Source organism: Catenulispora sp. GP43 (genome assembly GCF_041260665.1).
GTDB lineage: Bacteria > Actinomycetota > Actinomycetes > Streptomycetales > Catenulisporaceae > Catenulispora.
On the sequence record NZ_JBGCCT010000023.1, the window covers coordinates 159,299 to 172,132 of the forward strand.

Genomic DNA, 12,834 nt, shown 5'->3' on the forward strand with positions numbered 1-12,834 from the left:
GACATCCGACATCCACCATGAGCAGTGATTCATATCGGGAGAGGAACACATGCCGGCCGACGAGATGATTGAGTTTCTCCGTCAGTACGCCGACAGCCGTCTGGACTCCTGGCTCATGGACGAGCGCCGCTCGCTGCCACCGTCCCTGGTCCCCCAATTCGCCGCGGAGGGCTTGTTCGGACTGCGGGTGGACCGCGAGTACGGAGGCCAGGAGCTCTCCTACACGGACACCTTCCGGGTGATCCGGCAGGCCGCCGCGATCGATCCCAACATCGCCGTACTGCTGGGCGTCCACAACTCCCTCGGCATACCGCCCATCCGGGACTTCGCCGACGAGGAGACGAAGCAGCGGGTCCTGCCCGTCCTGGCGACCGGACGCGGGCTGACCACCGTCGCCACCAGCGAGCCCGGTATGGGCTCGAACGTGGTGCGCGGAATGACCGCGACCGCCGTCCGGCAGGCCGATCGGGGATTCATCCTCAACGGCGAGAAGTCGTGGATCAGCCTCGGTGCCGCGTCGAGCCACATCACCGTCCTGGCCAAGCTCCAGGAGCCCAACGGCCGGAAAAAGGGGATCACCGCTTTCCTCCTTCCGACCTCCACCCCGGGATTCCGGCCCCGCTCCGAGGCGATGACCATCGGTCTGCGAGCCATCCCCCAGGACCACATCGCCCTGGACAACGTGCGCTTACCCCGCTCGGCGCTGCTGGGGGCCGAAGGCGGCGGCGCCACGCTGGCCCAGAACTCGTTCCGGACCGGGCGCGCCTTCCTCGCCGCGTGCGGCACCGGCGCGATGCAGAGGTGCATCCAGCTCGCCGAACGGTTCGCCAGCCGCCGCGACGTGGCCACGGGTCTCCTTCTCGACAACGGCGTGACACAACAGATATTGGCGGAATGCGCCGCGGCCACCCGCACGGTGGAGACGCTCGTGTTCTCGCTGGCCGACCGTCTGGACCGCGGCGCGCCGGTGCCCGACGAATTCTTCTTCGCCTGCAAGATCATCGGGTGCGAGCTGGCGGGTCAGGTCGTCGACCAGTGCGTGCAGCTGATGGGTGCGCGCGGCTTCGTCGACACCGACATCGTCGGGAAGTACTTCCGGGACTTCCGGGTCCTGCGCATCTTCGAGGGCGCGACCGAGGCCATGGCGGTCTTCCTCGGGACCCGTGTCCTGCGGGATCTGGAGTCCTTCCACACCACGATGGTGAAGACCTTCGGCACCACCAAGATGGGCGGCGATCTCGACGCCGGCCTGCGCGATCTGGTGGAGCGGGCGGGAACCGGCCTCACACCGCAACAGAGCCACGTGCTCGCGCGCGCGGTGGGCGATGTGGCGTGCTGGGGTGTCACGGCCGCGGCGATCGCCGAGACGGCCGAGACCAACCGCACCGAGCTCGACGTCTACGCGGCGTACTGGGCCGCCCAGAAACTCGAACAACGTCTCGTCGCCGCGCGCGGCGAGGTTCAGCCCGCTTTGACATTGTCCCCGGACGCCCTGGCCATGCACATCGCCAAATATGTGGGCTCGATCGGCGACACGCAGCAAAGCCACGGTGGCGAACGGCGCACCCTCGACGCTTTCCTCCAGCGCCATGCCGAATAAAGCTTCCGTGCCGATCCCGGTACGGGCCGATTGCCACCCATCCATAAAGGAGACCCCCAATGGAGCCGTATCAGCATGTCCTCGACACCCTGCGAGGCATCATCGAAAGCTCCGTCGACGAATTGGCCGCCCGCGACATCGCCGCGGACAGCGACCTCTCGGGCGAACTCGGAATCGATTCCCTCGCGATGTTCGAGATCGCGGACAAGGCCCAGGACCGATGGGACATACAGATTTCCGATGACGACATCAGTCAATTCACCACCGTCGACAGCATGGTGACTTTCATCCAGGCCGCGGCCGCCAAGCAGGGAGTACCGGTGATGACGGAAGCGTGATGGGGACGGAGACCGCCGACCGCCGGAGGTTCGGCCGCGCGGTCTCCCCTTCACCGTTTCTGTTCGCGGATTTCTCTGGCAAGGAAGGGCCCATGGACAAGAGCTTCGTCATAGCCGGAATCGGATCGAGCGTGCCGGCCCGCGAGGTCACCAACGACATGCTCGCCGAGCGGCTGGACACGACGGACGACCAGATCCGCAGGCTCACCGGCATCCGGACCCGGCGCTGGGTCGAGCCCGGCGGGGCGACCTCGGACCTGGCGGTGGAGGCCGGCGCGCGCGCCGTCGAGTCCGCCGGGGGCGAGCCGCCGCAGGCGGTGGTGGTGGCCACGACCACGCCGGACCACCCGTGCCCGGCGACCGCTCCCCAGGTCGCCTCGCGTCTGGGCCTGCGGGGGACCCCGGCCTTCGACCTCGGCGCCGGCTGTTCGGGGTTCGTGTACGGTCTGGCGGCCGGCGCGGGATTGATCGCCGCCGGCGTCGCCGAACGCATCCTGGTGATCGGCGCGGACACGATCAGCACCCTGCTGGATCCGGGAGACCGTTCCACGGGCGTCATCTTCGGCGACGGCGCGGGCGCGGTCATGCTGCGCGCCGGCGAGGCGGATGAGCCGGGGGCGCTCAGGGCGCTGGATCTGGGCAGCGACGGCACCGCCGCCGAGCTGATCAACGTCCCCGCGGGCGGGTCCCGGCAGCGCTCCACCAAGTCGGCGCCGGCGACGACCGACACCTACCTGAAGATGGCGGGCCGGGAGGTCTTCCGGGAATCGGTCCTGCACATGGCCCAGTCCTGCGAAGCCGTGCTGCGCCAGACCGGATGGACCGTGGAAGACGTCGACTGGCTGGTGCCGCACCAGGCGAACCTGCGCATCATGACCGGGGTGGCGGACCGGTTGGGGATGGCCCGCGAGCGCGCCGTCGTCGACCTGGACCGGGTCGGCAACACCTCGGCGGCCTCGATCCCGCTCGCGCTGGCCCGGGCGGCGGCCGAGGGCACCGTGCAGGCGGGCCACAACCTGTTGCTGACCGCCTTCGGCAGCGGACTGACCTGGGGTTCGGCCACGCTCACCTGGCCCGACATCAAGCCGGTCTGACCGGTGTCGCGCGCTGCGTGGCCCGGACGAGTCCGGGCCACGCCCGGGGACGCTCGCCGGCGGCGGACCGGGCGACGCGTGGCCGGACCAGGCGGGACAGCACAGGGCAGCGCCAGACCGGGCACCGCGGGCTTGCTCGCGCGATGTTCAGGGCTCAGAGAGCGTCGGTGCACTCCCCGATCTCCGCGGCCAACTGGGCGGCCCGGCCCAGCACCGTCGGGCCGTCGCTGTCCCGCAGCCCCAGGGTCAGCACCGCCGCGTCGTGGCCGGGGACCCGGACCGGGACCGCGGCGAACACCACCGAGCCGGTGGCAGGCTCGTTCAACGGGATCGGCGCGGTGACCGCCGGCTCGCCGCCGCGGTCCAGGATCCCGATGATCTCCAGGATGCCGACCGGCGCCAAGTGCGGGAACGCCTCGGGAGCCGGCGTTCCGAGCAACTGCACGGTGCCGAAGAGCTGATCGTGCAACGTGTTCACGTACAGCACCCCCAGGCCCGGACGCTCGGCGATCATGGCTGTCCCGCCGACCGCCTCCAGCACCCCGATGATCTTCTTCCGGCCGCCGATCTCCGCCAGCACCTCGTCGCGGGCCGCCTTGAGCACCTGAAGACCCTGGTTCCCCCAGGAGGTGCCGTCGGCCTCGCTGCGCGGCGCGGGGTCGATCGCGCACACCGTGCCGATCACCGTCCCGTCGTCGTCGATCAACGGCACCCCGATGTAGCTGCGCACGCCGATCTCGTCCACGATCGGGTTGCCGCGGAAGCGGGAGAAGTCGAAGACGTCGTCCAGGGTCAGCGCGGCCTTGCGGCCCACGACGTGCACGCAGAAGCCGTAGTCCATGGTCGCGTACCGGCCCGGGTCGCCCAGGAACGCCGGTTCGCCACTGGCCGGCTCCCTGCCGTACACGCCCACCGCGTACTGGCCGTCCTCGCCGACCATGTTGACCATCGCCGCGCTGGCGCCGGTGGCCTCGGCGGCCCTGCGCGCGACCTGGTCGAACACCGAGTCCGCCGTCGCGGCCATCCCCAGCTCGCGCTGGCGGGCCACACGCGCGGCGGCGTCCGACGGCGCCGGCAGCCCCAGCCGCAGGGCCGGGGTATTGAAGTCGTCGCGCTCTGTCATATGTAGCTTCCTTCGTGCGCGGCCGGCTCGGGGGCGGCAGGCCGGACGGTCCGGTAGTCGATGCTCTGCAGGTGCTTCACCAGCGCGATCAGGACGTTCACGGCCGAGGTGCGCGAGCGCGCGTCGCACATCACCACCGGTACCTCGGCGCGCAGCTGGAGCGCCTCGCGGACCTCCATGGCGGTGTAGGCGAACGGCGCGCCCTCGAACTCGTTGACGGCGACCAGGAACGGGATCCCGGTGCGCTCGAAGTAGTCCACGGCCTCGAAGGAGTCCTCGATGCGGCGGGTGTCGACCAGCACGATGACGCCGAGCGCCCCGATGCACAGCTGGTCCCACATGAACCAGAACCGCTCCTGGCCGGGCATCCCGAACAGGAACAGCACGTACTCGTCGGCGATGCTGATCCGGCCGAAGTCCAGCGCCACCGTGGTGGTGGTCTTGCCGCCGGTCAGCGCGATGTCGTCGACGCCCACACTGGCCTCGGTGATGGTCGCCTCGGTCTTCAGCGGCGCGATCTCGGAGACCGCCCCGACCAGCGTGGTCTTGCCCACGCCGAAGCCGCCGGCTATCAGGAGCTTGAGACCGCCGGGGAGGTCAGAGCTTGTAGAGGGCATCCAGCACCTTCTCCAGAAGGTCTGTGCTCGGCCGGGCCCGTTCGAAGACGGGCACGGGCGCGCGGGTGTCGATGGCGCGCCAGCCGAGCAGGTCGGACAGCAGGATCTTGGTGACGGCCAGCGGGAGCCCGGACAGCGCCGAGACCTCGGCGACCGAGATCGGGCGGTCGCACAGGCTCAGGATGTCGTCGTGGTCCGGGCCCAGGTCGCCCACGGCCCGGCCGGTGGCCACCACATAGGTCACCAGGTGGAAGTCGGCGTTGGGCGCCGTCCGGCCGCCGGCCACCGCGTACGGCCGGATGAGGCGGCCGGCCGCGTGGTCGACGAAGGCATCGGGGTCGCCCCGGCTCACGACCGGGCCCGCGCCGCTGCCACCGCACCGTCCGTGGCTCCGCGCGGGGCCGTGCCCAGTTCCCGGACCACGGCGGTGACGCAACGCTGCATCTCGAACCCGATCTGCCGGGGGTCGGCCTCCCGGTCGGCCAGCACCCCGATGCAGGTGCCGGGGCCGGCCGCGCCGATACACAGGAACGCGCCGTCGAGCTCGACCACGACCTGGCGCACCCCGCCGGCCCGGACCGTCTTGCCGATGGCCGTGACGATCCCCCACATGCCGCTCTCGGCGGCGGCCAGGGTGTCGGCCTCGTCCTTGTTCAGACCGGTGGTGTAGGCGCGGACCAAACCGTCCGTCGACATCAGCAGCACGCTGCGGGCGGCCGGGATGCTCTGCAGCATCCGGTTGATCAGCCAGCTGAGGTTCTCTTCGGTCTGGTTGCTCACTGGTTCCACTCCTGACGGTTCGCGGTGGTGCGATCGTGCTGCGAAGGATCCGGTCCGGCCGCCGGGGGGTCGGCCGGTGCGGTGCCCGAGGACAGGCCTTGCCAGAAGTCCGACATCATCGTCGGGGACAGCGCACCGGTGCCGTGCCGGCTCTCCTGCGCCTCGTCCTGGATCAGGCGCGCGGAGATGTGGCCCTGCGGAATGCGGCGGCGAAGCTGCGGGCGGCCGTCGGGCAGCCGACCCGGGGCCGGTTCGGGGGTGTGCTCGCCGGGACGCGACCACGGCGGCACGGAGCCGCCGGTGCTCTGGTCGGCGGACGGCGACGCATAGGGCGCGACGGAACCGGTGGGGCCCGGCAGCGACGAGCCCTGCGACGGCGCGGGGGCGTCGGTCGTCATCGGCGGGGTGGTGGACGGCCACTGCGGTTCGGCCGGGCGCTGCGGGGCCGGGGGCGGGGCCGGGACCTGGCGGGCGTGGCTCGGCTGGGAGTAGCCCGACGAGTAGTCCGTCTGCTGGTAGCTCGACTGCTGGTAACTCGGCTGCGTGTAGTCCGGCTGGGCATAGCCGGGGGCCGACGGGGCCGGCGCGACCGGCCGGCTCGGCACCGGCGCCGTGGGCCGCAGCGCGGACGGCGGAGCCGGGCGGGAGACCTCCTGCGCCGCGGCCGCCGCGGCGGCGGGCGAGGAGGGCAGCGGGGGCACGTCCGTGGCCGTCCGGGACGGCAGCGGGGACGCGTGCGCCCCGGAGGACGAGGGCGCGGAAGCCGACGGGAGCGGCGGCACGTGCGCGGTGGCCGGCGACGACAGCGGGGGCGGCGTCGAGGCGGTCACCGGGGACAGCGAGGCGGCCGAGTTCGGGGCCGCGGGGGACATCGGGGCCACTGGAGCCACCGGGGACAGCGCCGCCGGGACGGTACCGGCCGGGCCGGCCATGGACAGCGGGCCCGGGGCCGCGGAGGCGGTGGCCGGCGGCAGGGTGTCCGGCAGCGGCAGCGAGGCCAGCGCGGGGCGGGCCGGCAGCTGCGTGTGGTCGACGCCGCGGCGCGGCTGGTGCCCCTTGTCGGCGGGCAGCTCCTCCGGCGCCAGCAGCGCGTCCGGGATCACCACCAGGGCCATGGTGCCGCCGGTGACGTTCGGCGCCAGCTCGACGGCGATCCCGTGGCGCTGGGCCATCTTCGCGACCACGGACAGGCCGATGCGGCCCTGCGAGAGCAGGTCCCTGACATTCGCGCCGGACGGGTCGCGCAGCAGCGTGTTCAGCCGCTGGAACTGCTCGGACTCCATGCCGATGCCGTGGTCGTTGATCTCGATCGCCAGGCCCGCGGACACCCGGTGCGCGCCGACGGTGACCTTGGTGGTCGGGTTGGAGTAGTTGGTGGCGTTCTCCACCAGCTCCGACAGGATGTGGATGACGTCGGAGACCGCGTGGCCGTGGATGCGGCCCGGGGCCCGCGGGATCACCTGCACGCGCGGGTAGTCCGGGGTCTCGGAGACCGCCGAGCGCTGGGCCACGGTGACCGGGACCGGGTGCGTCCACTGGCGCTGTGGGAGCGCCCCGACCAGGACCCCGATGTTCTCGCCGTAGCGGCGGACCTGGGTGGCCTGGTGGTCGATGCCGAACAGGGACTTCAGGAGCTTGGGGTCCTCGACCTCGTTCTCCAGCTCGTCGAGCCGGTTGATCTGCTGCAGCACCAGGGTGAGCAGCCGGCGCACCAGCTGCGCGAAGATGACCTGCAGGTCCACGCCCTCGTCGGAGATCGGCGCGGGGCCGGCCGCGGCCTTGGTCGCGGCGGCCAGCGTCGCGGCGGCCTCGGTGGCGTTGGCCACGACGTGCGCCGCCGCCGGGGGCGCCGGGGGTGCCGGCGGCATCTGCTGCGGCCGGGGCCCGGGGCCCTGCGGCGCCTGGGGCTGCGGCCGCGGCTGCGCCTGCTGCTGCGGCGGTGCCATCGGCGGCGCCTGCCGGAGACCGGATTCGCCGAAGGCGGGTATCCGCGTCTCCTCGGCGCGGCCCGGGCGGCCCGCGAAGGCCAGGGTGGCCACGACGACCGCGACTATCAGGCCGACCAGGACCCAGACGGCGGTCATCGTGCCGCCGCCTATGTGATAGCCGGCCGAGTGCGCGCCGTTCAGCACGATGAAGATCGCCGCGGCCGCCAGCACCGCCGAGCACACCGAGGGGGCCACGACCCAGGCGGTCGGCCGGCGGCCGGCGGGCCGGCGCTGCTCGGCGCCGTAGGCCGAGTGCCGGCCAGGCGCGCCGTGGCCGGGACGCGGCGCCTCCTGGACGCGGTCCGCCGCGGTCACCGGGCGTCACCGCCGGTGTGACTGCGACTGCGAGCTAGTACGGAAGCCATATGCCAACCCTACGTTCTGAGTCGATTACGAAGTGGATACCGGCTCGAATTCGAAGAACATATCAGAAACCTGACAAAGATGTGCCATGATCGGCCCTGAACCCATTACATCAGGAGTCGCCCGCGAGACGATATCTGAGGGCGTGGATAAGGGTTTCACGCCAGGCGCGCAGGTGCCGGCCGCGCAGGCGGACGGCCGCGTCCTAGGAGGTGAGTCAGGGCCCGACGACACCGTTTCGGCGGCGAGCCCGAAGAGCCGCCCGGGCGGCGTGCCGGCTAACGGCACACCACGCGACCCTCGCTCCGTACACAAGTTCCCACCCACACCCTGACCAACGCGCGAACCCGCGATCGGTTACGCGACCGCTTCAGCCTGGCGGGGTTCGGCCGGTTCGGACAGCTTCGGCACGTAAAGACTTCGGAAAACCCGCTACGGCGGCAGGAGACGTTTCGGGGGCCTTTATACGGACCCCGGTTTTCCCGACGGCGGGCCGATTGGTCTGGACCACGGCGAAAGACCGAGGTGGGGCGGCGGAGGTGATTGCCTCTCATCTTCGCCGCCCGCGAATTCAGGCCTTGATGAAGGCTTCCAGCCGCCGCCAGGCGTTCTCGGCACCTCGACACGTTCGGCCCCGGCCCGACCTACACCTTGTCTGTCCCGTCAAAGCCTTTTCAGTCCTACTGTGGGCCGATGAAAAAGCGGTCGTTGGTGGTCGGCGGGCTCAGGATGAACGTCGTCGAGGCCGGTACCGGGCCGGACGTCGTGCTGCTGCACGGGTTCCTAAACTACTCGTACTCCTGGCGGCACCAGGTGCGCGACCTCGCTGCGGCCGGATACCACGTGCTGGCGCCAGATCTGCGCGGATACGGGGAGACCGGCCGTCCCGAGGACGTCGGGCAGTACTCGGTGCTGCACCTCGTGGGGGACGTGGTCGGGCTGCTCGACGCGTTCCGGATCGAGCGGGCGACCGTGGTCGGGCACGACTGGGGCGCGATGCTCGCGTGGAACACGGCCCTGATGCGGCCGGACCGGGTGCGGGGCGTGGTCGGGATGAGCGTGCCGTACGTTCCGCGCGGCGACATCAGCCTTCTGACCCTCATGCGCGAGCGGTTCGGCGACCTCTATTACATGCAGTACTTCCAGGAGCAGGGTCCCGCCGAACGGGAACTGGCCCGCGACGTGGCGGCGACGTTCCGCGGCGTGCTGGGATCCGGGTCCGAGCCGTGGGACCCGGTGCTGCCGGAAGGCGGAGGATGGCTGGACTGCCTGCCGGACAAGGGGATTCCGGACTGGCTGGCCCCCGCCGACCTGGACGCGCACGTGGCCGCGTTCGAGCGGACCGGGTTCACCGGCGCGCTCAACTGGTACCGGAACCTGGAGCGGAACCATGAGCTGACCGCGGCCTGGCAGCGGGCGAAGATCCAGGTGCCCGCGCTGTTCCTCTACGGGACCCGCGACGCCTTCGCCGGCTACGCGTCGGCGTTGATCGACGACCTGCCGAACGTCGTGCCGCACCTGCGCAGCGTGGTGCGGCTGGACGCCGGACACTGGGTGCAGCAGGAACGGCCGGACGAGGTCACCGCGGCGTTGGTGGACTTCCTGGAACGCGATCGGCCCGATCCCCGGGTCCGGGATCTGACCTGCTGAATTGGTCCAGAGTCGGGCTGAATTATTCTAGAGTCGCACAGATGGGGAACCTCATCGACTACCGCTCACCGGGTCCGTTCACTGATTTGCGCACCGTCGATCCGGCCGCTTTGCCAGGCCCGGCAACGGATCCGGTCGGCTTGTGCCAGCCGGTCGCCCGGCTGGTCATCCAGCCGCACGACGCCGAGGCCGCGGGGATCGCCCCCGAAAGGCTTGCGGAGAACCAGATCCGGCCGGCGGCGGCCCTCGTCGAGCGGCTGATGGCGGCGCGCACCGCGCCGTTGAGCCAGGGCCGCGAGCCCGGGCAGCGGGTGGTCGGGACGTGCCGGCACTTCGCCGTGCTCGCCTGCGCGCTGCTGCGGAACGCCGGCTTCGCCGCGCGGGTGCGCTGCGGGTTCGCGACCTACTTCCAGCCCGGCCAGGCCCTCGACCACTGGGTGATCGAGTACCGCGCGCACGAGTCCGAGCGCTGGATCCGTCTGGACCCCGAGACCCTCGGCGGCACGGTGCTGCTGAACGCCGACGACCTGAAGCCCGCCGATTTCCTCACCGGCGCTGAGGCGTGGGCCGCGTACCGGCGCGGGGAGGTGGACGGCGCGGTCTTCGGCGTCCACGGGACCGAGAACTTCGGCCCGGCCGAGATCCGGGGCAACGCGGTGAAGGATCTCGCGGCCCTGAACAAGGTGGAGAGCCTACCCTGGGACGAGTGGGGCCGCATGACCGAGGCCTATGCCGGCCGCACCGGGGACGACTATGACGCGCTGCTCGACGAACTGGCCGCGGTCTGCGCGGGCGACGACACCGATGCCGTGGCCGCGTTGTACCGGAACCCGGTGTTCGAGGTGCCCGCGGAGTTGCTGCGCTGAGCCCGTTTCGCAACGTTCTGCCACTGCTGCGCAGCCTCCTGATCGCCGACACGCCAGTTCGACCGGCGCGCCGCGGAATCGCCCGCGCGGACCGATAGCCTTCCCTCTTCCACCGGTCCGCGCCAGGGCTCGCCCTTGGCGCCCGAACCCTCAGGAGCCGCGCAATGGCCCAGGTCAGGCTGCCGCGTCAGCGTTCGTCGGAAACCGTCAGCATGCTGGTCGGCGGATATGCCGGCCGGGTGACGGTGGTGCGGCCCGACGACCGGCCGCCGCAGGTGCTGCTGATGGCCGGCGGCCACGGGTCGACGGTCGCGGGGTTCGCCGACGCCATCGGGACCGCCATCAGCCTGGGGCTGGCCAACGGCGCCGGGTTCGACGACTACCGGGTGGCGCTGGAGCTGCTGGGGCTCAGCGCCGACCAGCTCGGCCGGGGGTGACGCGGGCCACTCACTCCGCTTAAAAGTGGTATCTCCGATGCGTGTTAACGTGAGCGCGCTGGACGAACCGCCCGTCGGCGGGGCGTCCGGCGCGCCCGCACCACGTGAGGAGTCAGCGTGCTTTCCGAGAAATCCACCGCGACCGTCCGCGCCACCCTGCCCGTCGTCGGGGCGGCGATCGGGGACATCACCGAGCGCTTCTACGCCCGGCTCTTCGAAGCCCATCCGGAGCTCCTGCGCGACCTGTTCAACCGCGGGAACCAGGCCGCGGGCACCCAGAAGCTCGCGCTGGCCGGCTCCATAGCGGCGTTCGCGACACACCTGGTGGAGCAGCCCGGCACCCGGCCGGACGCCATGCTCTCGCGGATCGCGCACAAGCACGCCTGCCTCGGCGTCAGCCCGGCGCAGTACAAGGTCGTGCACCAGCACTTGTTCGCGGCCATCGTCGAGGTGCTCGGCGACGCCGTCACCCCGGACGTCGCCGAGGCCTGGGACGAGGTCTACTGGCTGATGGCCAACGCGCTGATCGCGATCGAGGACCGGCTGTCCACCGAGCGCGGATACCTGGTCGGCGGCACGTGGCGGGACTGGGAGGTCGTGGGCCGGCGCGAGGAGACCGCCGACGTGGCCTCGTTCCTGCTGCGGCCGGCCGGCGGCGGGACCCCGCAGCCGTTCCAGGCCGGGCAGTACGTGTCGGTGCAGGTCGAACTGCCCGACGGGGCGCGCCAGATCCGGCAGTACAGCCTGACCTCCGCCCCGGACGCCGAGGTGCGCCAGATCAGCGTCAAGCGCGAGCGCGGGACGCATGGCGAGCCGGCCGGGGAGGTGTCGAACCACCTGCACGACACCGTGCGGGTGGGACAGGTACTGCGGGTCTCGGCGCCGTTCGGAGACCTGGTGCTGGACGCCGCCACGGCCGGGGCGCCGGAGCGGCCGCTCCTGCTGGCCTCGGCGGGCATCGGCGTGACGCCGATGGTCTCGATCCTGGCCGAGCTGGCGGGCCGGGGGCACGCCGCGCCGGTGGTGGTCGTGCACGCCGACCGGAGCCCGCAGGCGCATCCGCTGCGCTCCGACCAGGACATACTCGCCGCCAAGCTGGCCGGCGGCCGGACGTACTACTGGTACGAGCACGACGCCGGCGAGGCGGGCCGCACAGGCCTGGCCGACCTGACGGACGTGGAGATCCCGGCCGGGACCGCGGCGTTCCTGTGCGGGCCGCTGCCGTTCATGCGCGCGGTGCGCGAGCAGCTGCTCGCCAAGGGTGTGCCCGCCGCCGACATCCACTACGAGGTCTTCGGTCCCGACCTGTGGCTGGCCGCCTGAGCCGGCCGGCCTGAGCTGACCGGCCTGAGCTGACCGGCCTCCGGATCAGGACGTCACCGCCGCATCGCGATCGACAGCAGCAGCGGGCCGGTCGGCGCGGCGGTCACGTCCTCGACCGTGAGCTGGTCGAGCGAGGCGTAGAAGGCCTCCTGGGCGGCCCGCAGCGCGCCGCGCAACCGGCAGGCGGCGTTGAGCGGACACGGTTCCCCGTCGTCGACACAGGCGGCGAGGTCGCCGGAGCCCTCGAAGGTGCGCACCACCGCCCCGACCGAGGCGGCGCGGCCGGCCGCGGTGAGCACCAGTCCGCCGCCGCGGCCCCGGCGTGCCTGCACCAGGCCCAGGTGCTGCAGCTTCCCGACCACCTTGGCCATGTGCGTGGTGGCGGCGCCCATCGCCTCGGCGACGTCGCGCGTCGTCGGCAGCTCGTCCGGAGCGGTGTCCGGCGGGACCACGGCGAGCCGCATCAACAGGCGCAGGGCCAGGTCCGTGGACTTCATCAGGCGCATGGGGCGAGCTTACGTCGCGGCCCCGCAAATTCGGTATTCGCGATACGACTTTGAGGTAAGCCTCCGCTCCTCCACCCGAGGTCCGCCATCCCCGCACCCACCCGCGTTCCACCCGCCTTCCACCTCCGGATGGAAGCGACTCCAACCGG

At 71.7% G+C, this 12,834-nt stretch carries 13 protein-coding genes; 7 read left to right on the plus strand and 6 right to left on the minus strand.

Annotation, left to right across the window (positions count from 1 at the left end):
• The first annotated feature begins 49 nt into the window (after positions 1–49).
• The 3 genes from ABH926_RS36805 to ABH926_RS36815 all read left to right on the plus strand — a co-directional run bounded on the left by ABH926_RS36805 (position 50) and on the right by ABH926_RS36815 (position 3,032).
• Positions 50–1,600, plus strand: coding sequence for an acyl-CoA dehydrogenase family protein (locus tag ABH926_RS36805; protein WP_370370576.1), 1,551 nt, complete (start codon positions 50–52; stop codon positions 1,598–1,600).
• Between the two features lie 59 nt (positions 1,601–1,659).
• Positions 1,660–1,938, plus strand: coding sequence for an acyl carrier protein (locus tag ABH926_RS36810; protein ID WP_370370577.1), 279 nt, complete (start codon positions 1,660–1,662; stop codon positions 1,936–1,938).
• Positions 1,939–2,030: 92 nt separating this feature from the next.
• A complete protein-coding gene (locus tag ABH926_RS36815) occupies positions 2,031–3,032 on the plus strand; it encodes a beta-ketoacyl-ACP synthase III (protein ID WP_370370578.1) in 1,002 nt (333 codons plus the stop codon).
• A gap of 154 nt (positions 3,033–3,186) precedes the next feature.
• Here the strand turns inward: ABH926_RS36815 and ABH926_RS36820 are convergent, their stop codons facing one another.
• From ABH926_RS36820 to ABH926_RS36840, 5 genes are read right to left on the minus strand one after another with little or no spacing between them, the layout of a single operon-like run.
• Entirely contained in the window at positions 3,187–4,155 is a 969-nt protein-coding gene (locus ABH926_RS36820; RefSeq protein WP_370370579.1) for a GAF domain-containing protein, read from the minus strand.
• Positions 4,152–4,772 (minus strand): ATP/GTP-binding protein, encoded by a 621-nt coding sequence (locus ABH926_RS36825; RefSeq protein WP_370370580.1) that lies wholly within the window; start codon positions 4,770–4,772, stop codon positions 4,152–4,154. Before ABH926_RS36825 ends, ABH926_RS36820 begins: the two co-directional genes overlap by 4 nt.
• Positions 4,753–5,124 (minus strand): DUF742 domain-containing protein, encoded by a 372-nt coding sequence (locus ABH926_RS36830; RefSeq protein ID WP_370370581.1) that lies wholly within the window; start codon positions 5,122–5,124, stop codon positions 4,753–4,755. The genes ABH926_RS36825 and ABH926_RS36830 overlap by 20 nt, the downstream gene beginning before the upstream one ends.
• On the minus strand, positions 5,121–5,552 hold the full coding sequence (locus ABH926_RS36835; protein ID WP_370370582.1) for a roadblock/LC7 domain-containing protein: 432 nt from the start codon (positions 5,550–5,552) through the stop codon (positions 5,121–5,123). The genes ABH926_RS36830 and ABH926_RS36835 overlap by 4 nt, the downstream gene beginning before the upstream one ends.
• Positions 5,549–7,855, minus strand: coding sequence for an ATP-binding protein (locus tag ABH926_RS36840; protein WP_370370583.1), 2,307 nt, complete (start codon positions 7,853–7,855; stop codon positions 5,549–5,551). Before ABH926_RS36840 ends, ABH926_RS36835 begins: the two co-directional genes overlap by 4 nt.
• Positions 7,856–8,596: 741 nt before the next feature.
• Between ABH926_RS36840 and ABH926_RS36845 the strand changes: the two genes are divergently transcribed.
• The 4 genes from ABH926_RS36845 (at position 8,597) to ABH926_RS36860 (ending at position 12,179) form a co-directional block, all read left to right on the plus strand.
• A complete protein-coding gene (locus ABH926_RS36845) occupies positions 8,597–9,553 on the plus strand; it encodes an alpha/beta fold hydrolase (protein WP_370370584.1) in 957 nt (318 codons plus the stop codon).
• Between the two features lie 41 nt (positions 9,554–9,594).
• Positions 9,595–10,419: a transglutaminase-like domain-containing protein gene (locus ABH926_RS36850; protein ID WP_370370585.1), complete on the plus strand. Its 825-nt coding sequence runs from the start codon at positions 9,595–9,597 to the stop codon at positions 10,417–10,419.
• Between the two features lie 164 nt (positions 10,420–10,583).
• On the plus strand, positions 10,584–10,856 hold the full coding sequence (locus ABH926_RS36855) for a hypothetical protein (protein WP_370370586.1): 273 nt from the start codon (positions 10,584–10,586) through the stop codon (positions 10,854–10,856).
• A gap of 117 nt (positions 10,857–10,973) precedes the next feature.
• Positions 10,974–12,179: a globin domain-containing protein gene (locus ABH926_RS36860; protein ID WP_370370587.1), complete on the plus strand. Its 1,206-nt coding sequence runs from the start codon at positions 10,974–10,976 to the stop codon at positions 12,177–12,179.
• 53 nt (positions 12,180–12,232) lie between these two features.
• Here ABH926_RS36860 and ABH926_RS36865 read toward each other — a convergent pair whose 3' ends face one another.
• Positions 12,233–12,685 carry an Rrf2 family transcriptional regulator gene (locus tag ABH926_RS36865; RefSeq protein ID WP_370370588.1) on the minus strand — a complete coding sequence of 151 codons (453 nt, stop codon included), beginning with the start codon at positions 12,683–12,685 and terminating at the stop codon, positions 12,233–12,235.
• Between the last annotated feature and the right edge of the window lie 149 nt (positions 12,686–12,834).